General features: G+C 64.4%; 27 protein-coding genes and 1 tRNA gene. 3 read left to right on the top strand and 25 right to left on the bottom strand.

Features of this window, described 5'->3' with window-relative positions:
• Positions 1–39: 39 nt before the first annotated feature.
• The 19 genes from der to trmJ all read right to left on the bottom strand — a co-directional run bounded on the left by der (position 40) and on the right by trmJ (position 16,633).
• A complete protein-coding gene (gene der / locus ACDI39_RS22310) occupies positions 40–1,506 on the bottom strand; it encodes a ribosome biogenesis GTPase Der (protein WP_225788622.1) in 1,467 nt (488 codons plus the stop codon).
• Positions 1,507–1,623: 117 nt separating this feature from the next.
• Positions 1,624–2,766, bottom strand: a complete 1,143-nt coding sequence (gene bamB / locus ACDI39_RS22305) for an outer membrane protein assembly factor BamB (RefSeq protein WP_225788621.1) — start codon at positions 2,764–2,766, stop codon at positions 1,624–1,626.
• 1 nt (position 2,767) lies between these two features.
• On the bottom strand, positions 2,768–3,409 hold the full coding sequence (locus ACDI39_RS22300) for a tetratricopeptide repeat protein (RefSeq protein ID WP_225788620.1): 642 nt from the start codon (positions 3,407–3,409) through the stop codon (positions 2,768–2,770).
• A gap of 39 nt (positions 3,410–3,448) precedes the next feature.
• Positions 3,449–4,738 (bottom strand): histidine--tRNA ligase, encoded by a 1,290-nt coding sequence (gene hisS, locus ACDI39_RS22295; RefSeq protein ID WP_253080775.1) that lies wholly within the window; start codon positions 4,736–4,738, stop codon positions 3,449–3,451.
• 24 nt (positions 4,739–4,762) lie between these two features.
• Entirely contained in the window at positions 4,763–5,872 is a 1,110-nt protein-coding gene (gene ispG, locus ACDI39_RS22290) for a flavodoxin-dependent (E)-4-hydroxy-3-methylbut-2-enyl-diphosphate synthase (RefSeq protein ID WP_225788618.1), read from the bottom strand.
• Positions 5,873–5,875: 3 nt separating this feature from the next.
• The gene (locus tag ACDI39_RS22285) at positions 5,876–6,910 is read right to left on the bottom strand and encodes a RodZ domain-containing protein (protein WP_253080776.1); all 1,035 of its coding nucleotides are present in this window, start codon (positions 6,908–6,910) and stop codon (positions 5,876–5,878) included.
• Positions 6,907–7,665 carry a type IV pilus biogenesis/stability protein PilW gene (gene pilW, locus ACDI39_RS22280; RefSeq protein ID WP_486537055.1) on the bottom strand — a complete coding sequence of 253 codons (759 nt, stop codon included), beginning with the start codon at positions 7,663–7,665 and terminating at the stop codon, positions 6,907–6,909. The genes ACDI39_RS22285 and pilW overlap by 4 nt, the downstream gene beginning before the upstream one ends.
• An 11-nt stretch (positions 7,666–7,676) precedes the next feature.
• The gene (gene rlmN, locus ACDI39_RS22275) at positions 7,677–8,822 is read right to left on the bottom strand and encodes a dual-specificity RNA methyltransferase RlmN (protein WP_225788615.1); all 1,146 of its coding nucleotides are present in this window, start codon (positions 8,820–8,822) and stop codon (positions 7,677–7,679) included.
• Between the two features lie 24 nt (positions 8,823–8,846).
• Positions 8,847–9,278: a nucleoside-diphosphate kinase gene (ndk, locus tag ACDI39_RS22270; RefSeq protein ID WP_225788614.1), complete on the bottom strand. Its 432-nt coding sequence runs from the start codon at positions 9,276–9,278 to the stop codon at positions 8,847–8,849.
• An 88-nt stretch (positions 9,279–9,366) separates the two neighbouring features.
• Positions 9,367–9,567, bottom strand: coding sequence for a Fe-S cluster assembly protein IscX (iscX, locus tag ACDI39_RS22265; RefSeq protein WP_225788613.1), 201 nt, complete (start codon positions 9,565–9,567; stop codon positions 9,367–9,369).
• A gap of 9 nt (positions 9,568–9,576) precedes the next feature.
• The gene (gene fdx / locus ACDI39_RS22260; protein ID WP_043208095.1) at positions 9,577–9,918 is read right to left on the bottom strand and encodes an ISC system 2Fe-2S type ferredoxin; all 342 of its coding nucleotides are present in this window, start codon (positions 9,916–9,918) and stop codon (positions 9,577–9,579) included.
• A 3-nt stretch (positions 9,919–9,921) separates the two neighbouring features.
• Positions 9,922–11,784: a Fe-S protein assembly chaperone HscA gene (gene hscA / locus ACDI39_RS22255; protein ID WP_225788612.1), complete on the bottom strand. Its 1,863-nt coding sequence runs from the start codon at positions 11,782–11,784 to the stop codon at positions 9,922–9,924.
• A gap of 43 nt (positions 11,785–11,827) precedes the next feature.
• Entirely contained in the window at positions 11,828–12,349 is a 522-nt protein-coding gene (gene hscB, locus ACDI39_RS22250) for a co-chaperone HscB (RefSeq protein ID WP_253080779.1), read from the bottom strand.
• A gap of 8 nt (positions 12,350–12,357) precedes the next feature.
• Positions 12,358–12,681 carry an iron-sulfur cluster assembly protein IscA gene (gene iscA, locus ACDI39_RS22245; protein WP_253080780.1) on the bottom strand — a complete coding sequence of 108 codons (324 nt, stop codon included), beginning with the start codon at positions 12,679–12,681 and terminating at the stop codon, positions 12,358–12,360.
• A gap of 42 nt (positions 12,682–12,723) precedes the next feature.
• Positions 12,724–13,110 (bottom strand): Fe-S cluster assembly scaffold IscU, encoded by a 387-nt coding sequence (gene iscU / locus ACDI39_RS22240; protein ID WP_225788609.1) that lies wholly within the window; start codon positions 13,108–13,110, stop codon positions 12,724–12,726.
• 46 nt (positions 13,111–13,156) lie between these two features.
• Positions 13,157–14,371, bottom strand: coding sequence for an IscS subfamily cysteine desulfurase (locus tag ACDI39_RS22235; protein ID WP_225788608.1), 1,215 nt, complete (start codon positions 14,369–14,371; stop codon positions 13,157–13,159).
• A 42-nt stretch (positions 14,372–14,413) separates the two neighbouring features.
• The gene (iscR, locus tag ACDI39_RS22230) at positions 14,414–14,905 is read right to left on the bottom strand and encodes a Fe-S cluster assembly transcriptional regulator IscR (protein ID WP_253080781.1); all 492 of its coding nucleotides are present in this window, start codon (positions 14,903–14,905) and stop codon (positions 14,414–14,416) included.
• A 167-nt stretch (positions 14,906–15,072) separates the two neighbouring features.
• On the bottom strand, positions 15,073–15,858 hold the full coding sequence (gene cysE / locus ACDI39_RS22225; RefSeq protein WP_253080782.1) for a serine O-acetyltransferase: 786 nt from the start codon (positions 15,856–15,858) through the stop codon (positions 15,073–15,075).
• 4 nt (positions 15,859–15,862) lie between these two features.
• Positions 15,863–16,633, bottom strand: coding sequence for a tRNA (cytosine(32)/uridine(32)-2'-O)-methyltransferase TrmJ (gene trmJ, locus ACDI39_RS22220; RefSeq protein ID WP_253080783.1), 771 nt, complete (start codon positions 16,631–16,633; stop codon positions 15,863–15,865).
• Between the two features lie 150 nt (positions 16,634–16,783).
• Between trmJ and suhB the strand changes: the two genes are divergently transcribed.
• On the top strand, positions 16,784–17,602 hold the full coding sequence (gene suhB, locus ACDI39_RS22215) for an inositol monophosphatase family protein (RefSeq protein ID WP_225788604.1): 819 nt from the start codon (positions 16,784–16,786) through the stop codon (positions 17,600–17,602).
• A gap of 144 nt (positions 17,603–17,746) precedes the next feature.
• On the opposite strand, the gene ACDI39_RS22210 is transcribed toward suhB, so the two are convergent.
• The 6 genes from ACDI39_RS22210 to queA form a co-directional block, all read right to left on the bottom strand.
• Positions 17,747–18,295 (bottom strand): glycine zipper 2TM domain-containing protein, encoded by a 549-nt coding sequence (locus tag ACDI39_RS22210; RefSeq protein WP_225788603.1) that lies wholly within the window; start codon positions 18,293–18,295, stop codon positions 17,747–17,749.
• Positions 18,296–18,415: 120 nt separating this feature from the next.
• A complete protein-coding gene (secF, locus tag ACDI39_RS22205) occupies positions 18,416–19,324 on the bottom strand; it encodes a protein translocase subunit SecF (RefSeq protein ID WP_225788602.1) in 909 nt (302 codons plus the stop codon).
• 10 nt (positions 19,325–19,334) lie between these two features.
• On the bottom strand, positions 19,335–21,197 hold the full coding sequence (secD, locus tag ACDI39_RS22200; protein ID WP_225788601.1) for a protein translocase subunit SecD: 1,863 nt from the start codon (positions 21,195–21,197) through the stop codon (positions 19,335–19,337).
• Between the two features lie 63 nt (positions 21,198–21,260).
• On the bottom strand, positions 21,261–21,596 hold the full coding sequence (gene yajC, locus ACDI39_RS22195; RefSeq protein ID WP_023382222.1) for a preprotein translocase subunit YajC: 336 nt from the start codon (positions 21,594–21,596) through the stop codon (positions 21,261–21,263).
• A gap of 40 nt (positions 21,597–21,636) precedes the next feature.
• Positions 21,637–22,752, bottom strand: a complete 1,116-nt coding sequence (gene tgt / locus ACDI39_RS22190; RefSeq protein ID WP_253080793.1) for a tRNA guanosine(34) transglycosylase Tgt — start codon at positions 22,750–22,752, stop codon at positions 21,637–21,639.
• Positions 22,753–22,766: 14 nt separating this feature from the next.
• Positions 22,767–23,816, bottom strand: a complete 1,050-nt coding sequence (gene queA / locus ACDI39_RS22185) for a tRNA preQ1(34) S-adenosylmethionine ribosyltransferase-isomerase QueA (RefSeq protein WP_225788600.1) — start codon at positions 23,814–23,816, stop codon at positions 22,767–22,769.
• 108 nt (positions 23,817–23,924) lie between these two features.
• Here queA and ACDI39_RS22180 point away from each other — a divergent pair.
• Both ACDI39_RS22180 and ACDI39_RS22175 read left to right on the top strand, forming a co-directional pair.
• Positions 23,925–24,009 (top strand) — tRNA-Leu (locus ACDI39_RS22180).
• Positions 24,010–24,364: 355 nt separating this feature from the next.
• Positions 24,365–24,856 (top strand): sigma-70 family RNA polymerase sigma factor, encoded by a 492-nt coding sequence (locus ACDI39_RS22175; RefSeq protein ID WP_253090575.1) that lies wholly within the window; start codon positions 24,365–24,367, stop codon positions 24,854–24,856.
• Positions 24,857–24,858 lie beyond the last annotated feature (2 nt).

Genomic DNA, 24,858 nt, shown 5'->3' with positions numbered 1-24,858 from the left:
AAAGCTGCAAGCTACAAGCTGCAGCTTGCAGCCCGAAGCTTACTTGCGCTTGTCCTTGCGCTTCTTCTCGGCCTTCTTGTGGTGCGACATCAGGCGGCGCTTCTTGTTGACCTGGCGATCGGTGAGGGTGTTCTTCTTGCCCTCGTACGGGTTTTCGCTGCCCTTGTATTCGATGCGGATCGGCGTACCGACCAGCTTGAGCACCCGGCGGTAGGTGTTCTCCAGGTAACGCGAGTAGGAACGCGGGATCTTGTCGGTCTGGTTGCCATGGATCACGATCAGCGGTGGGTTGGCCCCCCCGAGGTGGGCATAGCGCAGCTTGATGCGCCGACCGTTGACCATCGGCGGCTGGTGCTCGCTGATGGCGTCCTCGAGGATCTGGGTCAGGCGGCTGGTCGGCCAGCGGGTCACCGCCGACTTGAACGCGGCCTGCACCGACTTGTACAGGTGGCCCACACCGGTGCCGTGCAGCGCGGAAATGAAGTGGATATCGGCGAAGTCGACGAAGAACAGCCGGCGCTCCAGCTCGGTCTTCACGTAGTCGCGCTCGCCTGGCTCCATGCCGTCCCACTTGTTCAGCGCGATGACGATGGCACGCCCCGCCTCCAGGGCGAAGCCCAGCAGGTTCAGGTCGTGGTCGACCACCCCTTCGCGGGCATCCATGACGAAGATCACCACGTTGGCGTCCTTGATCGCCTGCAGCGTCTTGACCACGGAGAACTTCTCGACTTCCTCGTGGATCTTGCCGCGCTTGCGCACCCCGGCGGTGTCGATCAGGGTGTACTTCTCTTCATCGCGCTCGAACGGGATGTAGATACTGTCGCGGGTGGTGCCAGGCTGGTCGTAGACCACCACACGCTCTTCGCCGAGCATGCGGTTGACCAGGGTCGACTTGCCGACGTTCGGGCGGCCGATGATGGCGATCTTGATACCGTCCTTTTCGCTCGGGCCAGGGATGCGCGCGGCTTCTTCGCCTTCGGCGACTTCTTCGTCGAGGGCTTCCTCGGCCTTGTCGCGCGGGATATGCCCCAGCACCGCTTCCATCAGCGCGTTGACGCCACGGCCCTGGGAGCCGGCCACCGGGATGGCGTTGCCCATGCCCAAGGGCGAAAACTCGGCGCGGGCGACGTCCGCGTCGATGTTGTCGATCTTGTTGGCGACCAGGATGGCTTCCTTGTTCCGCTTGCGCAGGTGTTCGGCGATCATCTGGTCGGCAGCGGTCATGCCGGCACGGGCATCGACCAGGAACAGCACGTAGTCGGCTTCCTCGATGGCCATCAGCGACTGCTCGGCCATCTTCTCGTCCATGCCCACTTCGTCGCCGGTGATGCCACCGGTATCGATCAGGATGTAGGAGCGGCCTTGCCAGGTCGCCTCGCCGTACTGGCGGTCACGGGTCAGGCCCGACAGGTCGCCGACGATGGCATCGCGGGTCTTGGTCAGGCGGTTGAACAGGGTGGACTTGCCGACGTTCGGCCGTCCCACCAGGGCGATTACGGGAACCATGCGGCTCTCCACTCTTGAATTCTTGAAAATGCAAAGGCCGCTGCAAGGCAGCGGCCGGAGTTCGTGCGGCGCGTCATGCGCCATTGCCTGAGCCCCATGACGGACTCAAGCATAGCCTCAGCGGATGGTCAGCGCCTCGAGCTTGCCGCTGTTGCCGAAGACATAGATGGTGTCGCCGACCACCAGGGGTCGGGCGCGCAGGCCATCGCTGTCGATCCGCTCGCGACCGACGAAGCGGCCATCGACCTGGCTGAGCAGGTGCAGGTAGCCCTCGAAGTCACCCACCGCCACGTAGCTGGAGAACACTTCCGGTGCCGACAACTGGCGGCGGGCCATGGAATCGTTGCTCCACAGGGCGCTGGAGGAGCGCTCGTCGATGCTCTCGACGGTGCCCGAGGCCTCGCTGACGTAGACGTTGCCGAAGCCCTGGGCGACACCCACGTAGCTGGAGGCATCGCGCTGCCACAGCACGCGGCCGCTTTCCAGGTCGAGGCCGGCGACCCGGCCCTGGTAGGTGCTGACATACAGCATGCCGCCAGAGAGCAGCAGGCCACCGTCGATATCGACCACCCGATCCAGCTCGGAACGGCCCTGCGGGATGGCCACGCGGCTCTCCCACACCGGCACGCCGTTCTGGGTATCCACGGCGATCACCTTGCCGGTGGACAGGCCAGCCACGGCCAGGCGGTTGGTCACGATCGGCGCACCGGTACCGCGCAGGGTCAGCACGGCCGGGCTGCTTTCGTAGATCCAGCGACGGTCACCGGTGGCGGCGTCGAGGCCGATCAGGCGGTCGTCCTGGGTCTGCACCACCACCACGTCACCGTTGGTGGCAGGCGGCGCCAGCACTTCGCTGGTCACCCGCGAACGCCAGCGCTCCTCGCCGGTGCTGGCATCCAGGGCGATGACCTCGCCCTTGAGGGTGCCGAGCATGACCAGGCCATAGCCCACGCCGACGGCGCCGGACACCGGCAGCTCCAGGTCCTTCTTCCACACCACGTCGCCGTTGAGGCGATCCAGGGCGAAGACCAGGCCGTTGACGTCGGAGGCATAGATACGGTCGTTCTCGATGGCCGGCACCAGGGTGTTGTAGGTCTCGCCCTGGCCGTCGCCGATCGAACGGCTCCACTGCTTCTTGAGCACCACTTCCTCGGTGAACTTGGTCAGCTCGGCCGGGGGCAGTTCCTTCTTGCTGTTGCTGCTGCAACCCGCGGCCAGGACGGCCAGGGCGAGCACTGCTGCTTGTTTCCAACCGATCACGTCAGGCGTCCCCTCTGGCCAGGTCATCCAGCTTCAGTTGCAGGCCACCGACCGCGGCGTCGTCGGACAGCGCGGCCTTGGCTTTCTCGTATGCGCTGTGGGCATCGTCGGCACGGCCGAGCTGGACCAGCAGGTCGCCCTTGAGTTCTTCGCGGCTGGCCAGGAAGGCCTTGTCGGCATCGCCGTCGAGCAGCTTGAGGGCCTCTTCGGCCTTGTCCTGCGCGGCGAGCACGCGGGCCAGGCGCTGGCGCGAGATCTCGCCCAGGGTCGCATCGGCCGGTTTGTCCATCACGCCCTTGAGCTCGGCAGCGGCATCGTCGAGCTTGCCGCTCTCGACCGCGACCTTGGCCACGAACAGGCTGCCGTACTGGGCGTACGCGGTGCCGCCGAACTCGCTCTTGAGCTTGCCGGCCAGCTCGGCGACCTTGGTCGCATCCGGCTCACCGCTCGGCGTCAGGGCGGTCTCCAGCAGGGCCTGGTACAGCACCGAGGCGCCTTGCGACTGGTTGCTCTGGTACTTCTGCCAGGCCTGCCAACCCATCACCACCGCGGCGGCCAGCAGGGCACCGGTCAGCAGCGGCTTGCCGTTGCGATTCCACCAGTCCTTGGCCGCGGCCAGGCCATCATCATCGATACTCGACACCCCAATACTCCTTTTCAGCAATTCGGCTGTTGAACCGCATCACGCCTGGGCGAGCGCGGCTTCCAGGTGCTCGGCCAGAGCATCCCAGGCAATGTTCTGTTGTTCGCCCTGGCCACGCAGGGGCTTGACGCCAATGACCCGTTGCGCCAGTTCGTCGTCGCCCAGGATCAGGGCGAACAGCGCCCCGCTCTTGTCGGCTTTCTTGAACTGGCTCTTGAAGCTGCCACCACCGGCGTTGACCGCCAGGCGCAGGCCCGGCAGGCGATCGCGCAGGTTTTCGCAGAGGCGCAGGCCGGCCAGTTCCGCCTGTTCGCCGAAGGCACACAGGTAGACGTCGATCTGGCGGCTGATGGACTCGGGCACCTTGCCCAGGGTCTCCAGCAACAGGATCAGGCGCTCGATGCCCATGGCGAAGCCCACGCCCGGGGTCGGCCTACCGCCCATCTGCTCGACCAGGCCGTCGTAGCGGCCACCGGCACAGACGGTGCCCTGGGCACCGAGCTTGTCGGTGACCCACTCGAACACGGTCTTGCTGTAGTAGTCCAGGCCACGGACCAGCTTGGTGTTGATGACGAACGGAATGCCAGCGGCGTCCAGACGTGCCTTGAGGCCCTCGAAGTGCACGCGGGAGTCCTCGTCCAGGTAGTCTTCCAGCTTCGGCGCGTCGGCCAGCACCGCTTGGGTGCCCTGGTCCTTGCTGTCGAGGATGCGCAGCGGGTTGCTTTTCAGGCGACGCTGGCTGTCTTCGTCCAGTTGTTCGATGCGCGCGGAAAGGAACTCGACCAGGGCGTCGCGGTAGCGCGCGCGGGCTTCGCTGGTGCCCAGGCTGTTGAGCTCGAGCTTGACCGCGTCCTGGATGCCCAGCAGCCCCCACAGGCGCCAGGTCAGCATGATCAGCTCGGCGTCGACATCCGGACCGTCCAGGTTGAACACTTCCACGCCGATCTGGTGGAACTGACGGTAGCGGCCTTTTTGCGGGCGTTCGTGGCGGAACATCTGGCCCACGTACCAGAGCTTCTGCACCTGGCCGTTGCCGGTGATGCCGTGCTCGAGCACGGCACGCACGCAGGCGGCGGTGCCTTCGGGACGCAGGGTGAGCGAATCGCCATTGCGATCCTCGAAGGTGTACATCTCTTTTTCGACGATATCGGTGACTTCACCGATCGAGCGCTTGAACAGCTCGGTGAACTCGACGATCGGCGTGCGGATCTGGCTGTAGCCATAGGTGTCCAGCAGGCCGGCCACGGTGCCCTCGAAGTAGCGCCACAGGGGCGACTGGTCGGGCAGGATGTCGTTCATGCCACGGATGGCTTGCAGCGATTTGCTCACGGAAAATCCTTACGAATCTGTGTGTCAGCCACGGGCGATCAGCGCCGCGTCGGCCTCGACCTTCTCGGCCGCTTTCTGGCGAATGAGCTTTTCCAGCTCGTCGACCAGGTTCTCGTTGGTCAGCTTCTGCGACGGCTTGCCATCGATGTAGACCAGGTTCGGCGTGCCGCCGGTGAGCCCCACGTGGGACTCCTTGGCTTCGCCCGGGCCGTTGACCACGCAGCCGATCACGGCCACGTCCATCGGTACCAGCAGGTCCTCCAGGCGCCCTTCCAGTTCGTTCATGGTCTTGACCACATCGAAGTTCTGCCGCGAGCAGCTCGGGCAGGCGATGAAGTTGATGCCACGGGAACGCAGGTGCAGCGACTTGAGGATGTCGTAGCCGACCTTCACTTCCTCGACCGGATCGGCGGCCAGAGAAATGCGGATGGTATCGCCGATGCCTTCGGCCAGCAGCATACCGAGGCCGACGGCGGATTTCACCGTCCCCGAACGCAGGCCGCCGGCTTCGGTGATGCCCAGGTGCAGGGGTTGGACGATCTGCCGGGCGAGCTGGCGGTAGGCCTCGACGGCCATGAACACGTCGGAGGCCTTGACGCTGACCTTGAAGTCCTGGAAATCCAGGCGGTCCAGGTGCTCGACATGACGCAATGCCGACTCGACCAGTGCGGCCGGGGTCGGCTCGCCGTATTTCTTCTGCAGGTCCTTTTCCAGGGAGCCGGCATTGACGCCGATGCGGATCGGGATGCCGCGGTCACGGGCGGCATCGACCACCGCACGCACACGGTCTTCGCGACCGATGTTGCCCGGGTTGATGCGCAGGCAGTCGACGCCCAGTTCGGCCACGCGCAGGGCGATGCGGTAGTCGAAGTGGATGTCGGCGACCAGCGGTACGCTGACCTGCTGCTTGATCTTGCCGAAGGCCTCGGCGGCGTCCATGTCCGGTACCGAGACACGGACGATGTCGACGCCGGCATCGACCAGGCGCTGGATCTGCGCAACGGTGGCAGCGACGTCGTTGGTGTCGGTGTTGGTCATGCTCTGCACCGCGATGGGGGCATCGCCCCCCACCGGTACATTGCCGACCCAGATCTTCCGGGATTCGCGACGTTTGATCGGAGATTCGCCGTGCATGACTTACTGTCCCAACTTCAGGCGAGCGGTCTCGCCAGTGGTGAACGAGGCAACGTCGACGGCCTGGCCGTTGTAGCTGACCTGGGCGCCGCGGGCGAAGCCCAGGCGCACCGCGAACGGCGGTTTGCCGGTCAGGTCCAGGCTGTCGCCCTTGCGCTTGATGGCGCTGAACAGCACCTTGCCGTTGCCGTCGGTGACCTGGGTCCAGCAATCGGCGGTGAATTGGATTTGCAGCGTGCCGTTGCCGGCAGGAACCGCGGCCGGCTCTACGGCGGCCGGGGCGCTGGCCACGGGAGCTACCGGAGCGGCAGGAGCCGCAGGCAGGCTAGGCGCCGCCGGGGCGGCAGGCGCCTCGCTGGCAGCCGGTGCAGGCGTCGGGGCGGTCGCAGGCGCGCTCGCGTCGTCGGCTGCCGGGGTTTCGCCGCTGGTCGCCGTCTCGGTCGCGGGGGCGGCCTCCTGCCCGGTGATGGCCTGGTCGAGCGGCAGCGGTGCGGCCTCGGGCTGCTGGCCAGCGCTCACGGCCTGGTCTTCCGGCTCGTCCAGCGGGTGGATCTGGGTGGTGCCATCGGCGCTCTCGACTTCGACGTGCTCCAGGGCGATCCTGGCCAGGTCCTTGCCGCGCTGGCTGTTCTGGTCCTGCCACCAGAAGAAGCCGCCGCCGACCACGGCCACCAGCAACAGCAGGCTGATGCCGCGCAGGATATTGTGCGACAGGCGCACCGGCTCCTCGATGCGCCCTAGCGCGTGCACTTCGCTGCCCTTGGCATGGGTGCCGGTGAACTGGTCGAATGCCTCGACCAACGGCGCCTGGTCCATGTCCAGCAGCTTGGCATAGGCGCGGATGTAACCACGGGCGAAGGTATGCCCCGGCAGCTTGTCGAAGGCGCCGGTTTCCAGGTTGTTCAGCGAACTTACCGTGAGGTTGAGCTTGCGGGCCACCTCGGCTTGCGACCATTCCCGGCGCTCGCGGGCCTGGCGCAAGACCTCACCGGGATTCTGGCGAGTCGCTGCTGCTACTTCGGGGTGCGCGGCTTTCATCGTTGCTCCGACAGGTATTGCTGATATTCCGGCGTACCGGGATAAAGTCGTTGTAGTTGCTGGCCCAGCTCGGCCACGCTGCTGTGCTCAGCGAAAGCCCGGGCGATACGGCTGCCCAGCAGCAGGCTGCGGGCGTTCTGGTCGCTCAGTTGGCTGAAACGATCGTAGTAGTCCCGGGACGGCACATAATGCCTGTTTTCGTAGGACAACTCAGCCATTTCCAGCAATGCCCGAGGCTGGTGCGGATTGAGCTGCAGGGCCTTGCCCAGGTATTCGTGCGCCTGGTCGCGGCGATCGAGCGCCAGGGCCGTCAGGCCAAGGTTCTCGTACACCCGTGACCGCTCAGGATACAGGGTATCGGTGGCGGCTTGGCGAAACATCTGCTCGGCCTGGCGAAATTGCCCCTGAGCATAAAGGAAACTGCCGTAGTTGTTGCGAATCCGCGTGTCGCCCGGGCGTATCGCCAGGGCCTTGCGCCAATGCGCCTCGGCCAGTGCCGGCTCACCCTCGGCCTGGAACACCAGGCCCAAGGCGGCATGGGCGTCGGCGTCGTTGCCGTTGAGCGCCAGGGCTCGGCCCAGTGGCACCTTGGCCTGTTCGGTCAAACCTTGTTGCAAATAACCCAGGCCCAATTGCACGTAGGCCTGCCCTGCTTCCACCCGCCCCTGGCGGCTGGCCAAGGGGTCACCGCGGCCGGACACGCAGCCGGCCAGCAGCGAAAGCGACAGGATCGACAGCGCGGCGCGCAGGGTCATGGGCGGCCTCGTCAGTGGCGCACGGCGTTGCCTTGCGGCTCTGCGTCGGCGTTCAGCTGGCGCACGGCGATGTAGCGCTCGCTGCGGCGGGTACGGTCCATGACCTGGCCGACCAGCTGGCCGCAGGCGGCATCGATGTCGTCGCCCCGGGTGGTGCGGGTGGTGACGTTGAAGCCACCGTGGTGCAGCAGGTCCTGGAAGCGACGGATGGCATTGTTGCTCGGCCGTTCGTAGCCCGAATGGGGGAACGGGTTGAACGGGATCAGGTTGATCTTGCACGGCACGTCGCGCAGCAGCTCGATCAGCTCGGCGGCGTGCTGCGGCTGGTCGTTGACGTCCTTGAGCAGGGTGTACTCGACGGTGAGCACCCGCTTGCCGCCCAGCGTGGACATGTAGCGCATGCAGGAGTCCAGCAGCACCTTCAACGGGTATTTCTTGTTGATCGGCACCAACTGGTTGCGCAACTCGTCGTTCGGCGCGTGCAGCGACAGCGCCAGGGAAACGTCGATGTGCTTGGCCAGTTCGTCGATCATCGGCACCACGCCCGAGGTGGACAGCGTGACGCGGCGCTTGGAAATGCCATAGCCCAGATCATCCATCATGATCTTCATGGCGGCGATGACATTATCGAAATTCAGCAGCGGTTCGCCCATGCCCATCATGACCACGTTGGTGATGGCGCGGTCGATCTTGGCCGGGACGGTACCGAAGGATTTGTTCGCAAGCCACACCTGGCCGATGACTTCGGCGGCGGTGAGGTTGCTGTTGAAGCCTTGCTTGCCGGTGGAGCAGAAACTGCAGTCCAGGGCACAGCCGGCCTGGGACGAGACGCAGAGCGTGCCGCGGTCGTCGGTGGGGATGTAGACGGTTTCGACGCAGCTGCCGGAGGCAACGCGGACCACCCACTTGCGCGTACCGTCGGCGGAAATGTCTTCACTGACCACTTCCGGCGCGCGAATCTCGGCAACGGCCTCGAGCTTTTCGCGCAAGGCCTTGCCGACATTGGTCATGGCGGCGAAATCGTCGACGCCGAAGTGGTGAATCCATTTCATGACCTGACCGGCACGAAAACGCTTCTCCCCGATCGACTCGAAGAATTTTTCCATTTCCTGGAGGGTCAGGCCCAACAGGTTGATCTTGCCAGTCATGTCACTCATGGAATCACCCAAGACCTGCTTCGCTTAGCGAATGCGGTCGCACAGCTCGGTAGCGGAGAAGAAGTACGCGATTTCGCGGGCAGCCGAAGCTTCCGAGTCGGAACCGTGGACGGCGTTCTCGTCGATGGAAACGGCGAAGTCGGCGCGGATGGTGCCTGGAGCGGCTTCTTTCGGGTTGGTGGCGCCCATCAGCTCGCGGTTGGCCAGGACGGCGTTCTCGCCTTCCAGGACCTGGACGATGACCGGGCCGGAAGTCATGAAGGCAACCAGGTCAGCGAAGAAGCCGCGCTCTTTGTGCTCGGCGTAGAAGCCTTCGGCTTCGGCCTTGGACAGCTGCTTCATCTTCGAAGCGACGACGCGCAGGCCGGCTTTCTCGAAGCGAGTGGTGATCTCGCCGATGACGTTCTTGGCGACGGCGTCGGGCTTGATGATGGAGAAGGTACGTTGGACAGCCATGGATAACTCCAGAAATATGAGTGTTGCGAAAAATTAAACCCGCGAATTATACGCGGGTTCCAAGGGATTGCCTAACCTGCGGACACGCTCAGTCGGCTTCTTCGATCCAGGCCGCCTGGATGGCTTCGAGCACTTTCTCGCCGCCACGTTGCGGATCATCGCTGAAGTCTGGCAGCTCCAGCACCCAGCGATGCAGATCGACGAAATTCACATAACGAGGATCGACGTCTGGCTTGCTTTGCGCAAGCTGGATGGCGATCTCAAGTACATCAATCCATTTCAGGCTCATGCGTAGACCTCAGTGCGGCGCTTCGGCGGCGTGGTTGAGCGAGTACTTGGGAATCTCGATCGTCAGGTCCTCTTCGCCGACGATGACCTGGCAGGCCAGGCGCGACTGGGCCTCCAGGCCCCAGGCCTTGTCCAGCATGTCCTCTTCCAGCTCGTCGGCTTCCTCCAGCGAGTCGAAACCCTCGCGGACGATGCAATGGCAGGTGGTACAGGCACAGACGCCACCACAGGCGCTTTCCATCTCGATGTGATGCTCGTGGGCCAGTTCCAGGATGTTGGTCCCTGGCTCCACCTCCACCACCAGCCCATCCGGGCAGAACTTCTCGTGCGGCAGGAAAATCACCTGGGGCATCGGTTACTCCTCGATCTCATTCAGGTTGCGCCCGGCCAGTGCGGCTTTGACCGTCGAATCAAGGCGACGGGCGGCAAATGCATCGGTCACCTGCGACAGACGCTTGGTCTGCTGCTCGATGGCCGCGCCATCGGTGCCGCTGAGCAAATCACGCAATTCTTGCATCTGGTGCTCGATGGCTACGCGCTCCTCGGCACTGAGCAGGCGGTCGCCGTCGGCGTCCAGAGCGCCCTGCACCGCCTCGAGCAGTCGCTCGCCGTCGACCTGGTGCTCGCGCAGCTGGCGCGCCTGCTTGTCGGAGCCTGCGTGCTCGAAGGAATCCTTGAGCATGCGTGCGATCTCGCCATCGGTCAGGCCGTAGGACGGCTTGACCTGGATGCTCGACTCCACGCCCGAGCCGGTCTCCCGGGCCGAAACGCTGAGCAGGCCATCGGCATCGACCTGGAAGGTCACGCGGATCTTCGCCGCGCCCGCGACCATGGCCGGGATGCCGCGCAGCTCGAAGCGCGCCAGGGAGCGGCAGTCGCTGACCAGCTCACGCTCACCCTGCAGGACGTGGATCATCATGGCCGACTGGCCATCCTTGTAGGTGGTGAACTCCTGGGCCCGCGCCACCGGGATGGTGGTGTTGCGCGGGATCACCTTCTCCATCAGCCCGCCCATGGTCTCGAGGCCCAGGGACAACGGGATGACGTCCAGCAACAGCAGCTCGCCGCCCTCGCGGCGGTTGCCGGCCAGGGTATCGGCCTGGATCGCGGCACCGATGGCCACCACCTGGTCCGGGTCGATGGAAGTCAGCGGGGTACGCCCGAACAGCGCGCCAACCGCCTCACGCACACGCGGCACGCGGGTGGAACCACCCACCATGACCACCGCCCCGACATCCTCCAGCTCGACGCCACTGTCGCGCACGGCGCGGCGGCAGGCCTTGAGGCTGCGGGCGATCAGCGGCTCGATCATGGCCTCGAACGCGGCGCGGGTCAGTTCGCCCTGCCAGGCGCCGTGGCTGACACGGACCGCATCGGCATCGGTCAAGGCTTCCTTGGCCGCGCAAGCGGCCTGCAGCAGCTGGCGCTGGGCCGCCGGGTCGAGGTCGGCGGACAGCCCAGCCTGCTCGATGATCCAGCCGGCGATGGCGTGGTCGAAGTCGTCACCGCCCAAGGCGGTGTCGCCGCCCGTGGCCAGGACTTCGAAGACACCTGCGCTCAGGCGCAGGATGGAGATATCGAAGGTACCGCCGCCCAGGTCGAAGATCGCCACGACGCCCTCGGCATCCTGGTCCAGGCCATAGGCCACCGCCGCCGCGGTCGGCTCGTTGAGCAAGCGCAGGACGTTGAGGCCGGCAAGCTTCGCGGCATCCTTGGTAGCCTGGCGCTGGGCGTCGTCGAAGTAGGCCGGAACGGTGATCACCGCCCCCACCAGTTCGCCGCCGAGGGTCTGCTCGGCCCGCTGACGCAGCACCTTGAGGATGTCGGCGGACACTTCCACCGGGCTCTTCGGGCCCTGGACGGTGTCGATGAACGGCATGTGCGACTCGCCACCGACGAAGCGGTAAGGCAGTTGCTCGCCCAGTTGCTTGACGTCGGCCAGGCCACGCCCCATCAGGCGCTTGACCGACAGGATGGTGTTCAACGGGTCGCTGGAGGCGGCATCGCGGGCGGCCTGGCCGACTTCGCTGCGGCCATCGAGGTAGCGCACCGCGGAAGGCAGGATGACCTTGCCCTGTGCATCGGGCAGGGGTTCGCTACGGCCGCTGCGCACCGCGGCGACCAGGGAGTTGGTGGTGCCCAGGTCGATCCCCACCGCCAGACGACGCTGGTGCGGCTGGGGGCTCTGACCGGGTTCGGCGATCTGCAGTAGGGCCATGCTTATCTGAGTACCTTAGGCGTCATCACGGGCGACGCCGGGATTAATCGTCGAGGCGCTCTTCCAGTTGGCGCACTTCTTGGGCGAGCTTGTCGAGGAACTGCATGCGGCGCATCAGGCGCTCGGCCCTGTCGCGCTCGGCAGCATCGTCCCAGCAGGCGGCGAATTCCTCGTTCAGCGTGTCCTGGGCGACCTTCAGGCGCTTCTTGAACACCGCGACGCCGTCCAGGTCGGCCTCGTCCTGCAGCTCTTCGAGCTCTTCGCGCCACTGCATCTGCTGCAGCAGGAAGTCCGGGTCGTGCACGGTGACTTCCTGGGGCACTTCGTGGCCACTGATGGCCAACAGGTAACGGGCACGCCGCGGCGCGCTGCGCAAGGTCTGGTAAGCCTCGTTGAGGGCGGCTGACTTTTCCAGGGCTACGCGCTGCTCACGCTCGGAGGCGTCGGCGAAGCGGTCCGGATGGACCTCGCGGGCCAACTCGCGATAGCGAACGGCCAGCTTGTCGAGGTCCAGGCGAAAGCTGGGCTTGAGGTCGAACAGGGCGAAATGGCAAGGAGTACCCACGTCAACCCTCAGACATTGAAGCTTTCGCCGCAGCCACACTCACCGCGCACGTTGGGATTGTTGAACTTGAAGCCTTCGTTCAACCCTTCCTTGACGAAGTCCAGCTCGGTGCCGTCCAGGTAGACCAGGCTCTTGGGATCGATGATCACCTTGACGCCATGGCTCTCGTACACCTGGTCCTCGGCAGCCAGCTCGTCGACGAACTCCAGCACGTAGGCCAGGCCCGAGCAGCCGGTGGTGCGCACGCCCAGGCGGATGCCCTCACCCTTGCCGCGCCCTTCGAGGGAACGCCGCACGTGGTTGGCGGCGGCTTCTGTCATGCTGATAGCCATCGGAACTCTTTCCTCAACGTCAGTTACCTTGCCACAGGCGACTTAGAGCAAGCCTTTCTTCTGCTTGTAATCGCGCACGGCCGCCTTGATGGCGTCCTCGGCGAGCACGGAGCAGTGGATCTTCACCGGCGGCAGCGCCAGTTCCTCGGCCAGCTGGGTATTCTTGATGGTCTCGGCTTCGTCCAGGGTCTTGCCCTTCATCCACTCGGTGGCCAGGGAGCTGGAGGCGATGGCCGAGCCGCAGCCGTAGGTCTTGAACTTGGCGTCTTCGATGATGCCCTGTTCGTTGACCTTGATCTGCAGGCGCATGACGTCGCCACAGGCCGGCGCGCCGACCATGCCGGTACCGACATCCGGGTCCTCGGCGTTCAGCTTGCCGACGTTGCGCGGGTTTTCGTAGTGGTCGATGACCTTTTCACTGTATGCCATGGTGCAATTCCTTCCTCATCAGGGAGCCGCTCTTGCCGGCGACTGCTTAGTGGGCGGCCCACTCGATCTTGGAGATGTCAACGCCGTCTTTGTACATGTCCCACAGCGGCGACAGCTCACGCAGTTTGTTCACGGCCTCGCAGACCTTCTGCGCGGCGTAGTCGACTTCTTCTTCGGTGGTGAAGCGGCCGAAGGTGAAGCGGATCGAGCTGTGCGCCAGCTCGTCGTTGCGGCCCAGGGCGCGCAGCACGTAGGAAGGCTCGAGCGAAGCGGAGGTGCAGGCCGAGCCGGACGATACCGCGATGTCCTTGAGGGCCATCAGCAGCGATTCGCCTTCCACGTAGTTGAAGCTCAGGTTCAGGTTGTGCGGCACGCGGGCGGTGCGGCTGCCATTGACGTACAGCTCTTCCAGGCTCTGGACCTGTTCGAAGAAGCGGTCGCTCAGCGCCTTGATACGGGCGTTCTCGCTGGCCATTTCCTGCTTGGCGATGGCGAAGGCCTCGCCCATGCCGACGATCTGGTGGGTGGCCAGGGTGCCGGAGCGCATGCCGCGCTCATGGCCGCCACCGTGCATGGTGGCTTCCAGGCGCACGCGCGGCTTGCGGCTGACGTACAGCGCGCCGATACCTTTCGGGCCGTAGGTCTTGTGCGCCGAGAAGGACATCAGGTCGACCTTGAGCTTTTGCAGGTCGATCTCGACCTTGCCGGTCGACTGGGCGGCATCGACGTGGAACAGCACGCCGCGGGAGCGGGTCAGCTCACCGATGGCGGCGATGTCGTTGATGGTGCCGATCTCGTTGTTGACGTGCATGACCGAGACCAGGATGGTGTCGTCGCGCAGCGCCGCCTCGACCATGGCCGGGGTGATGATGCCGTCTTCGCCAGGCTCGAGATAGGTGACCTCGAAGCCTTCGCGCTCGAGCTGGCGAGCGGTGTCCAGGACCGCCTTGTGCTCGATCTTGGAGGTGACGATGTGCTTGCCCTTGGTGTGATAGAAGTGCGCGACACCCTTGATGGCCAGGTTGTCGGACTCGGTCGCGCCGCTGGTCCAGACGATTTCCCGCGGGTCGGCATTAACCAGGTCGGCGACCTGGCGGCGAGCGTTCTCGACCGCTTCCTCGGCCTTCCAGCCGAAGACGTGGGAGCGCGAGGCCGGGTTACCGAAGTTCCCGTCGACCAGCAGGCAGTCGGCCATCTTCTGGGCGACGCGGGGATCGACCGGGGTGGTCGCGGAGTAATCGAGGTAGATCGGCAACTTCATTGAGTATCTCCTATCAGGCGGTGGCGTCGCTCGTCGCTACGTTCAGTCGACGGCGGACGTCTCAATCTTGTCCAACTGGGCGTTGCGGCCCGCGACACGGCGCAGGTCCTGGCGCTGGGCGACTTCCTGCACCTCACGGCGCATGACGAGGTCAGCCAGGCTGATGCCGCTGAGGAATTCATGGATCTGCTGGCTGAGGTCGCACCACAAGTGGTGTGTCAGGCAGGTGTCACCGGCGTGGCAATCCCCCAGCCCCTGGCAACGGGTGGCATCGACCGATTCGTTGACCGCATCGATGACCTGGGCCACCTGGATGGTTTCCATGTCCCGCGACAGCTGGTAGCCGCCGCCCGGACCGCGCACGCTGGAAACCAGGCTGCTGCGGCGCAGCTTGGCGAACAGCTGTTCCAGATAAGAGAGGGAAATGCCCTGGCGCTCGGAAATGTCGGCCAAAGACACCGGCCCATGCTGCGCATGCAACGCCAGGTCAAGCATGGCGGTCACGGCATATCGGCCTTTGGTAGTCAGTCGCATGGCTAGTGGATACCACGGGAGTTACAAGATGTGAGCGAGTATGCGATTCCCGAGCATTTAAGTCAACTATTAGACCTACTGCTTTAGTCGGGCTTACATCGGGGAGGCGGGCGCGATTGTAGCAGACAAGGGGCGTGAGCACACGCCCCATCGTCGCTGCGCCGTAATCAATGCGGCTGAGTGTCGCTCTGCGCGGCCGGCTTGACCTCGGTGAAGTCTTCCTCGGGCAACGCCGGCAGCTCCTTGCCGCAATAGTCGCTGCCCAGCTTGGTCAATGCCCCGCACACGCCCTCCAGGCGCTCGTCGACCGCGTGCAGGTGATCGAGCATCTGGCCGATGGCGCGAGCCACCGGGTCGGGCATGTCGCCACTGACACCATAGGCATCGAAGCCGATCTTGTCGGCCATGGCCTTGCGCTTGGCCTCGACCTCGTCGTCCTCGGCCTTGACGATGATCCGCCCGGGGATGCCGACCGCGGTGGCACCGGCCGGCACCGCCTTGGTCACCACCGCGTTGGAACCGATCTTGGCCCCCGCGCCGACGGTGAACGGGCCGAGCACCTTGGCCCCGGCACCGACCACCACGCCGTTCTCCAGGGTCGGGTGGCGCTTGCCCTTGTTCCAGCTGGTGCCGCCCAGGGTCACGCCCTGGTACAGGGTGACGTCGTCGCCGATCTCGGCGGTCTCGCCGATGACGATGCCCATGCCGTGGTCGATGAAGAAGCGCCGGCCGATGGTGGCGCCCGGATGGATCTCGATACCGGTCAGCCAGCGGCCGAAGTTCGACACCAGGCGCGCCAGCCACTTGAAGTCACGCACCCACAGGGCATGGCCCAGACGATGCAGCCAGATGGCGTGCATGCCCGGGTAGCAGGTCAGTACCTCGAAGGCGTTGCGCGCCGCCGGGTCACGATGGAATACGCTCTGGATATCTTCACGCAGACGTTCGAACATCTTTTTAGTCCTTGCGCTTATGCGGCTCGCCCCTGGCGACCTTCTGGGTCTCGGTGAGGATGCCGCGCAAAATGCTCATTTCCGAACGATTGACCGCGCTGCGCCCATAGAGCCGGCGCAGGCGCGGCATCAGGTGCTTGGGCTTCTCGGGGTCAAGGAAGCCGATGTCCACCAGGGTTTTCTCCAGGTGTTCGTAGAACAGCTCCATCTCGTCCATGGTCGCCAGCTCGCCGCTGCGCAGCGAGTTGGCTTCGAATTTCTCGACCTTCGACGGCGCCCCTTGGGCCACCAGCCAGGCCATGCGCACCTCGTAGGCGAGCACCTGGACGGCAGCGGCAAGGTTCAACGAGCTGAAGTCGGGGTTCGAGGGAATGTGCACGTGAAAGTGACATCGCTGCAGTTCTTCGTTGGTCAGGCCGGCGTGCTCGCGACCGAACACCAGGGCGACTTCCTCGCCGGCGCCGGCCTGCTCCACGACCTTGATCCCGCACTCGCGGGGGTCGAGCAGCGGCCACGGGATACTGCGGTCGCGGGCGCTGGTGCCAAGCACCAGGCTGCAGCCGACCAGCGCCTGCTCGAGGCTGCCCACCACCTGGGCGTTATCCAGCACATCGTCGGCACCGGAGGCACGCGCAGTGGCGTCCACGGCGGGGAAATCCTGTGGCTGGACCAGTACCAGGCGCGACAAGCCCATGTTTTTCATGGCACGAGCAGCGCCGCCGATATTGCCGGGGTGGCTGGTATTGACCAGAACAACACGAATATTTTGCAGCAAGGTATCGAGCTCACAGATACAAGGAAAAGGGGAATCGATCTTACAGAACCGACAGGCGTAACGCCATGAAAGCAAATGTCACCCTTCTGCCGGAACAGTTTTCTGATAGAATGTGCGGCTTTCTTCTTTAACATCCCAGGTGAAACGCCCATGCAGCCTATGCTGAATATCGCGCTGCGCGCCGCTCGCAGCGCCAGTGAACTGATTTTCCGCTCCATCGAACGCCTGGATAGCATCAAGGTCGACGAGAAAGAGGCCAAGGACTACGTCTCCGAGGTCGATCGCGCCGCCGAGCAGAGCATCGTCAACGCCCTGCGCAAGGCCTACCCGAACCACTCCATCCAGGGAGAGGAAACCGGCCTGCACGCCGGCTCCGGCGAAGACGGCAAGGACTACCTGTGGATCATCGATCCGCTGGACGGCACCACCAACTTCCTGCGTGGCGTTCCTCACTTCGCGGTCAGCATCGCCTGCAAGTACCGCGGCCGCCTCGAGCACGCCGTGATCGTCGACCCGGTACGCCAGGAAGAATTCACCGCCAGCCGCGGTCGCGGCGCCCAGCTCAACGGCCGCCGCCTGCGCGTCAGCTCGCGCAGCAGCCTGGAAGGCGCCCTGCTGGGTACCGGTTTCCCGTTCCGTGACAACCAGATCGCCGACCTGGACAACTACCTGGGCATGTTCCGCGCCCTCACCGGCCAGACCGCCGGCATCCGCCGCGCCGGCGCTGCCAGCCTGGACCTGGCCTACGTCGCCGCCGGCCGTTTCGACGCCTTCTGGGAGTCGGGCCTGTCCGAGTGGGACATGGCTGCGGGCGTACTGCTGATCCAGGAAGCGGGTGGCCTGGTGAGCGACTTCAACGGTGGCCACGACTTCCTCGACAAGGGCCATATCGTCGCGGGCAACATCAAGTGCTTCAAGGCGGTGCTGACCGCCATCCAACCGCACCTGCCCGAGCACATGAAGCGCTAAGCGCGGATTGCAGCCACAAAAAAAAGCACCCCGCGGACCGCGCGGGGTGCTTTTTTTGTGGCTGCAATTCACAACAGCGTGGGAGCGAGCGTGCCCGCGAACAAGGGTGTAGCCCTTGCTAAAGGGCATCTCCCACAAGGGGAGTTATTGGCCGACCTGGTTGTCACTCAGGACCAGGTTACCGTTCTTGTCCAGCGGGATGGTCGAGCCCGGCTCGTGGTTCATCTTCACCTGGCCGACCTTGTCGCCAATGGAGTACTTCACGTTATAGCCAACCACCTTCTCACTGATGTCGTTAACCGTGTTGCAGCGGGTCTGGGTGGTGGTATAGGTGTCACTGTTCTGCATGTGCTCCTGCACCTTGTTGCCCGCATAGCCACCACCGACCGCACCGGCCACGGTGGCGATCTTCTTGCCCGTGCCACCACCGATCTGGTTACCCAGCAGGCCACCCGCCAGGGCACCGACCACGGTGCCGGCGATCTGGTGCTGGTCCTTGACCGGCGCCTGGCGCGTCACGGTAACGTCCTTGCACACCTCACGTGGCGTCTTCACCTGTTGCTTGATCGGCTGCACGTCCATGACCTGGGCGTACTCAGGCCCCTTGTTCACCAAGCTGTAGGTCGCCACAGCACCTCCGGCGGTCACACCGACAGCACCCAGTACCGCACCCACCAGCATTGATTTGTTCACGCGAACCTCCTGATCGTACCCGCGGGATCTTGCCCGCCTTCTCCCAGCCTTGGAGCGAAAAAAAAGGCGCGAGTTCAACACTCGCGCCCTTCTTTACGCCAAACGGTGTAGGACAACGCCTTACGGACGGTCGTCCACCCCCTCGGCCTTGACCGTCGGGATCAGGTCTTCGCTGCTCAGGTTCAGCCAGATCAATACCACGTTGGCGATGTAGATCGACGAGTAGGTACCCGCCAGGACACCGATGAACAGCGCCAGGGAGAAGCCGAACAGGTTGTCGCCGCCGAAGAACAGCAGCGCGGCCAGGGCCAGCAAGGTCGACACCGAGGTGGCGATGGTCCGCAGCAGGGTCTGGGTGGTCGAGACGTTGATGTTCTCGATCAGCGAGGCCTTGCGCATGACCCGGAAGTTCTCGCGCACGCGGTCGAATACGACGATGGTGTCGTTGAGCGAGTAACCGATGATCGCCAGCACCGCAGCCAACACCGTCAGGTCGAAGGTGATCTGGAAGAACGACAGGATACCCAGCGTCACCACCACGTCGTGGACCAGCGAGACGATGGCACCGACGGCGAACTTCCACTGGAAGCGGAAGGCCAGGTAGACCAGGATGCCGCCCAGGGCCAGGAGCATGCCCAGGCCGCCCTGGTCACGCAGTTCCTCGCCCACTTGCGGGCCGACGAACTCGACGCGCTTGACCGTCGCCTGGTTGTCGCCGCCAACCTTCTGCAAGGCCGCCGCGACACGGTTGCCCAACTGCGGATCATCGCCCGGCATACGTACCAGCAGGTCGGTGGTGGCACCGAAGCTCTGCACCACGGCCTCCCCGAAGCCCGCCTGGGCCAGCTCGGCACGTACCGTCGTAAGGTCCGCCGGACGCTCGTAGGTCAGCTCGATGAGCGTACCGCCGGTGAAGTCCAGACCGAAGTTCAGGCCCTTCTGCCACCAACTGAACAAGGCCAGCACGGTGAGGAGCAGGGTAATGGCGAACGCGACATTGCGCACGCCCATGAAATTGATGGTTTTCATCGCAGCTCCCTCAAACCCACAGCTTCTTGATGTCACGCCCGCCGCAGGTCAGGTTGACCATGGCGCGGGTCACCATGACGGCGGTGAACATCGAGGTGAAAATCCCGAGGGACATGGTGACCGCGAAGCCCTTGACCGGGCCGGTACCCATGGCGAACAGGATGCCACCGACCAGCAGGCTGGTCAGGTTGGCGTCGATGATCGCGGTGTAGGCACGGTTGAAGCCTTCGTGGATGGCGCGCTGCACCGACATGCCAGCCCTGATTTCCTCGCGGATCCGCGAGAAGATCAGCACGTTGGCGTCCACCGCCATACCCATGGTCAGCACGATACCGGCGATACCCGGCAGGGTCAGCGTCGCACCCAACAGCGACATCAGCGCCAGCAGCAGGACCATGTTGCCCGCCAGGGCGATGGTAGCGATCACGCCGAAGCCACGGTAGATGGCCATGATGAACAGCGAGACGAACAGCATGCCCCACAGGGAGGCATCGATGCCCTTGACGATGTTGTCGGCGCCCAGGCTCGGGCCGATGGTGCGCTCCTCGGCGAAGTACATCGGCGCGGCCAGGCCACCGGCGCGCAGCAGCAGGGCCAGCTCGGACGACTCGCCCTGGCCGTTCAGGCCGGTGATGCGGAACTGGCTGCCCAGCGGCGACTGGATAGTGGCCAGGCTGATGATCTTCTTCTCTTCCTGGAAGCTCTGTACCGGCACTTCCTTCTCGACGCCATCGACCGTCTGCTTGACATAGCGCGTCACCGGTTTCTGCTCGATGAAGATCACCGCCATGCTGCGACCGACATTGGTGCGGGTGGCGCGGCTCATCAGCTCGCCGCCGTGGCCGTCGAGGCGGATGTTGACCTGCGGGCGGCCCTGCTCGTCGAAGCTGGCCTGGGCATCGGTGACCTGGTCACCGGTGATGATCAAGCCACGCTCGACCGCGGCGGAGCGCCCGCCTTCACGGAACTCGAACACCTCGGTGGTGGCCTTGGAAGCGCCCGGCTCGGCACCGAAGCGGAACTCCAGGTTGGCGGTCTTGCCGAGGATACGCTTGGCCTCGGCGGTGTCCTGCACGCCTGGCAGCTCGACCACGATACGGTTGGCACCCTGGCGCTGGACCAGCGGCTCGGCCACGCCCAGCTCGTTGACCCGGTTGCGCACGGTGGTCAGGTTCTGCTTGATCGAGTATTCGCGGATCTCGGCGACTTTCGCCTGGGTCAGCGCCAGACGCAGCACGGCGAGCTCGTTGCGCTCGGTGGTGGTCAGGTCGAAATCATTGAAATTCTTGCGGATCAGGCTACGGGCCTGCTCGCGGGTGGCATCGTCGGCGAAGCCCAGCATGATGCCGCCGTCCTGCTGGGGCAGGCTGCGATAGCGGATGCGCTCTTTGCGCAGCAGGGTCTTCACTTCGCCTTCATAGACCTTCAGACGGGCGTTCATGGCCTTGTCCATGTCCACTTCCAGCAGGAAGTGCACACCACCGGACAGGTCCAGGCCCAGCTTCATCGGGCTGGCGCCCAGGTTGCGCAGCCATTGCGGGGTGGTCTGGGCCAGGTTCAGGGCCACGACGTAATCATCGCCCATCGCCTTGCGCACCACATCCTTGGCCGGCAGCTGATCTTCCTGGTTGACCAGGCGCACCAGCGCGCTGCCCTTCTCGCCCAGGCTGCTGCCCTTGACGGTGATGCCGGCATCGGTCAGGGCCGTGGTGGCGCGGTCCAGGTCGGCCTGGGAGACCTGCAGGGCCGAGCTGGCACCGCTGATCTGCACCGCCGGGTCATCCGGGTAGAGGTTGGGAGCGGAATAAATAAAGCCGATCGCCAGTACCACCAGGATCAGCAGGTATTTCCACAGAGGGTATTTGTTCAGCATCACGCCGCCCGTTCAAGACGCGGGGCGCGTTGCGCGCCCCGACTGGAAAAGAAAAACGATGACTCAGATAGCCTTGAGCGTACCTTTTGGCAGGGTCGCCGCCACGGCGCCCTTCTGGAACTTCAGCTCGACGTTGTCGGAAACTTCCAGGACCACGAAATCATCGGAAACCTTGACGATCTTGCCAGCGATACCGCCGTTGGTGACGACTTCGTCACCTTTTTGCAAGTTGCTCAGCAGGTTCTTCTGCTCTTTGGCACGCTTGGCCTGCGGACGCCAGATCATCAGGTAGAAGATGACCAGGAAACCGACCAGGAAGATCCATTCGAAGCCGGTACCGGCGGGGCCGGCGGCAGGGGCAGCAGCGTCCGCGTAGGCGGCGGGAATCAGAAAGCTCATTGGGCACTCCAGTGACTAAGGTTTTGTTAAGTGCGGACAGTCAGTCCAAGGGCGGCACAGGCAGCCCGCGCTTGGCATAGAAGGCGTCGACAAAGGCGGCCAATTTACCTTGTTGAATAGCCTCGCGTAAACCGGCCATCAAACGCTGGTAATGGCGCAAGTTGTGGATCGTATTCAGCATGCTGCTCAGCATTTCGCCGCACTTGTCCAAGTGATGCAGATAAGCGCGAGAGAAGTTCTTGCAGGTGTAGCAGTCGCAGGTTGGATCCAGTGGCGAATCATCATGGCGATGGAACGCGTTGCGGATCTTGATCACCCCGGTATCGACGAACAGATGGCCGTTGCGCGCGTTGCGCGTGGGCATCACGCAATCGAACATGTCGACGCCGCGGCGCACACCCTCCACAAGATCCTCGGGTTTGCCTACCCCCATAAGGTAACGAGGTTTGTCAGCGGGCATCTGCGCCGGCAGGTAGTCCAGCACCTTGATCATTTCGTGCTTGGGCTCCCCCACCGACAGGCCGCCGATCGCCAGGCCGTCGAAACCGATGTTTTCCAGGGCCTCCAGCGAACGCATGCGCAGGTCCTGGTACATGCCGCCCTGGACGATGCCGAACAGCGCCGCGGTATTGTCGGCATGGGCGTTCTTCGAGCGCTGGGCCCAGCGCAGCGACAGCTCCATGGAGGCTTGCGCCACGTCGTGCTCGGCCGGGTACGGCGTGCACTCGTCGAAGATCATCACGATGTCCGAGCCCAAGTCGCGCTGGACCTGCATGGATTCCTCCGGCCCCATGAACACCTTGGAACCGTCCACCGGCGAGGCGAAGGTCACGCCCTCTTCCTTGATCTTGCGCATGGCGCCCAGGCTGAACACCTGGAAGCCGCCGGAGTCGGTGAGGATCGGGCCTTTCCATTGCATGAAGTCGTGCAGGCTGCCGTGCTTCTTGATCACCTCGGTACCCGGGCGCAGCCACAGGTGGAAGGTATTGCCAAGGATGATCTCGGCGCCGATGGCTTCGATATCGCGTGGCAGCATGCCCTTGACCGTGCCATAGGTGCCCACCGGCATGAACGCCGGGGTTTCCACCGTGCCACGGGGGAAGGTCAGGCGGCCGCGACGGGCCTTGCCGTCGGTGGCCAGCAGTTCGAAGGACATTCGACAGGTGCGACTCATGCTTGATCCTCGGGGCCGCGTGGCGCCGGATTGCGGGTGATGAACATGGCATCACCGTAACTGAAGAAGCGGTACTCCTGCTCGACCGCCGCCGCGTAGGCAGCCATGGTCTCGGGGTAGCCGGCGAAGGCCGAGACCAGCATCAGCAGCGTGGACTCCGGCAGGTGGAAATTGGTGACCAGGGCATCGACCACATGGAACGGCCGGCCCGGGTAGATGAAGATGTCGGTGTCGCCACTGAAGGCTTTCAGCTGGCCATCACGCGCCGCGCTCTCCAGCGAGCGCACGCTGGTGGTCCCCACCGCGATCACCCGACCGCCACGGGCACGGCAGGCCTCGACGGCGTCCACCACCGCCTGGCTGACTTCCAGCCACTCCTTGTGCATGTGGTGGTCCTCGATCTTGTCGACGCGCACCGGCTGGAAGGTCCCGGCTCCCACGTGCAGGGTGACGAAGGCGCATGCCACGCCCTTGTCGGCGATCTTCTCCAGCAGCGACTCGTCGAAGTGCAGCCCCGCCGTGGGCGCTGCCACCGCGCCGGCACGTTCGGCGTAGACGGTCTGGTAGCGCTCGCGGTCGGCGCCTTCGTCGGGCCGGTCGATATAAGGCGGCAGCGGCATGTGCCCTACCCGTTCCAGCAGCGGCAGCACGTCCTCGCTGAACCGCAGCTCGAACAGCGTCTCGTGTCGCGCGACCATCTCGGCCTCGCCGCCGCCGTCGATGAGGATTTGCGTACCCGGCTTGGGCGCCTTGCTGGCGCGTACGTGGGCGAGCACGCGGTGGTTGTCCAGCACGCGCTCGACCAGCACCTCCAGCTTGCCACCGGAGGCCTTCTGGCCGAACAGCCGCGCCGGGATCACCCGGGTATTGTTGAACACCATCAGGTCGCCCGGGCGCAGGTATTCGAGCAGGTCGGTGAAGCGCCGGTGCGAAAGCGCCCCGCTCGGCCCGTCGAGGACCAGCAGACGGCTGCCATGGCGCTCGGCCAGGGGGTGGCGGGCGATCAGGGAATCGGGGAGTTCGAAGGAAAAATCGGCGACGCGCATGATGGTGTTCGGTTCGACAGGGCCGGAAAGTTTAGCCCAACGCGCGAAAATTGACCATGAAACCCGATTGACCGACCCTCGACGCCTCTCTATACTGCGGCGCCACAAGCCCTGATGGCGGAATTGGTAGACGCGGCGGATTCAAAATCCGTTTTCGAAAGGAGTGGGAGTTCGAGTCTCCCTCGGGGCACCAAGATCCGAAAGAACCGACCTTATGGTCGGTTTTTTTATGCCTGGAATTCTGGATGCCAATCCGACCGTTCCAGCACGCCGCAGGTGATTCCGATAGACAAGGCATTATTTCCCACTTCAGCGCTCTGCCTGTAGGAGCGGCCTTGTGTCGCGATTGGGGCGCACAACGCCCCTACACCGCCTTCCAACGCGATCAACGATCTCGTTTCGCACATCCATGCAGCCTCCGCATACGCCCAATGCAGCGATTGCAGTGCCCCGTTGACGAGGCACAAGCGGAACAACGAAAAAGCCCCTTGTTCTGAACAAACACATAAGCCAACATTACAGAGAATCATTCTCATGAAGAGCCGATCATGCCCTCCGCCACCCTGCACCAGCTCTACCAGACCCACAACGGCTGGCTGAACACCTGGCTCCGCGCACGCCTGGGCAACTCCAGCGATGCCGCCGACCTGGCGCAGGACACTTTCATGCGCGTGCTGGCCGCTCGCAACGTCGAGGCCATCCGCGAACCGCGCACCTACCTCAGCTCCATCGCCCGCGCCTTGATGATCGATCGCTTCCGCCGCCGTGCCGTGGAACAGGCCTACCTCGACGCCCTGGCCCTGCGCCCGGAGCCGCTGGACATCTCCCCGGAAACGCGCCTGCTGATCCTCGAAACCCTCACCGCCGTGGATGCCATGCTCGACGGCCTGGGCGATCGCACCCGTACGGTATTCCTGGCGGTGCAACTGGAAGGCCTGAGCTACGTGGCCACGGCGCAGCGCCTGAACGTGTCGGTGACCACGGTGAAGAAGCACATGATCCGCGCCATGACCCAGTGCCTGCTGCTGGTGGAAGACTGAGC

The organism is Pseudomonas sp. Tun-23181 (assembly GCF_057415455.1).
The sequence above is the reverse complement of the archived record's forward strand: the minus strand, read 5'-3'. Positions and strand labels throughout refer to the sequence as shown.

Bases quoted from the DNA above. Each gene is read 5' to 3' on its own strand.
- der (WP_225788622.1), bottom strand. From the start codon at position 1,506: ATGGTTCCCGTAATCGCCCTGGTGGGACGGCCGAACGTCGGCAAGTCC.
- ispG (WP_225788618.1), bottom strand. From the start codon at position 5,872: ATGCACGGCGAATCTCCGATCAAACGTCGCGAATCCCGGAAGATCTGG.
- ACDI39_RS22285 (WP_253080776.1), bottom strand. From the start codon at position 6,910: ATGAAAGCCGCGCACCCCGAAGTAGCAGCAGCGACTCGCCAGAATCCC.
- pilW (WP_486537055.1), bottom strand. From the start codon at position 7,665: ATGACCCTGCGCGCCGCGCTGTCGATCCTGTCGCTTTCGCTGCTGGCC.
- rlmN (WP_225788615.1), bottom strand. From the start codon at position 8,822: ATGAGTGACATGACTGGCAAGATCAACCTGTTGGGCCTGACCCTCCAG.
- ndk (WP_225788614.1), bottom strand. From the start codon at position 9,278: ATGGCTGTCCAACGTACCTTCTCCATCATCAAGCCCGACGCCGTCGCC.
- iscX (WP_225788613.1), bottom strand. From the start codon at position 9,567: ATGAGCCTGAAATGGATTGATGTACTTGAGATCGCCATCCAGCTTGCG.
- fdx (WP_043208095.1), bottom strand. From the start codon at position 9,918: ATGCCCCAGGTGATTTTCCTGCCGCACGAGAAGTTCTGCCCGGATGGG.
- hscA (WP_225788612.1), bottom strand. From the start codon at position 11,784: ATGGCCCTACTGCAGATCGCCGAACCCGGTCAGAGCCCCCAGCCGCAC.
- iscA (WP_253080780.1), bottom strand. From the start codon at position 12,681: ATGGCTATCAGCATGACAGAAGCCGCCGCCAACCACGTGCGGCGTTCC.
- iscU (WP_225788609.1), bottom strand. From the start codon at position 13,110: ATGGCATACAGTGAAAAGGTCATCGACCACTACGAAAACCCGCGCAAC.
- ACDI39_RS22235 (WP_225788608.1), bottom strand. From the start codon at position 14,371: ATGAAGTTGCCGATCTACCTCGATTACTCCGCGACCACCCCGGTCGAT.
- iscR (WP_253080781.1), bottom strand. From the start codon at position 14,905: ATGCGACTGACTACCAAAGGCCGATATGCCGTGACCGCCATGCTTGAC.
- cysE (WP_253080782.1), bottom strand. From the start codon at position 15,858: ATGTTCGAACGTCTGCGTGAAGATATCCAGAGCGTATTCCATCGTGAC.
- suhB (WP_225788604.1), top strand. From the start codon at position 16,784: ATGCAGCCTATGCTGAATATCGCGCTGCGCGCCGCTCGCAGCGCCAGT.
- secF (WP_225788602.1), bottom strand. From the start codon at position 19,324: ATGAAAACCATCAATTTCATGGGCGTGCGCAATGTCGCGTTCGCCATT.
- secD (WP_225788601.1), bottom strand. From the start codon at position 21,197: ATGCTGAACAAATACCCTCTGTGGAAATACCTGCTGATCCTGGTGGTA.
- yajC (WP_023382222.1), bottom strand. From the start codon at position 21,596: ATGAGCTTTCTGATTCCCGCCGCCTACGCGGACGCTGCTGCCCCTGCC.
- tgt (WP_253080793.1), bottom strand. From the start codon at position 22,752: ATGTCCTTCGAACTGCTGGCCACCGACGGCAAGGCCCGTCGCGGCCGC.
- queA (WP_225788600.1), bottom strand. From the start codon at position 23,816: ATGCGCGTCGCCGATTTTTCCTTCGAACTCCCCGATTCCCTGATCGCC.
- ACDI39_RS22175 (WP_253090575.1), top strand. From the start codon at position 24,365: ATGCCCTCCGCCACCCTGCACCAGCTCTACCAGACCCACAACGGCTGG.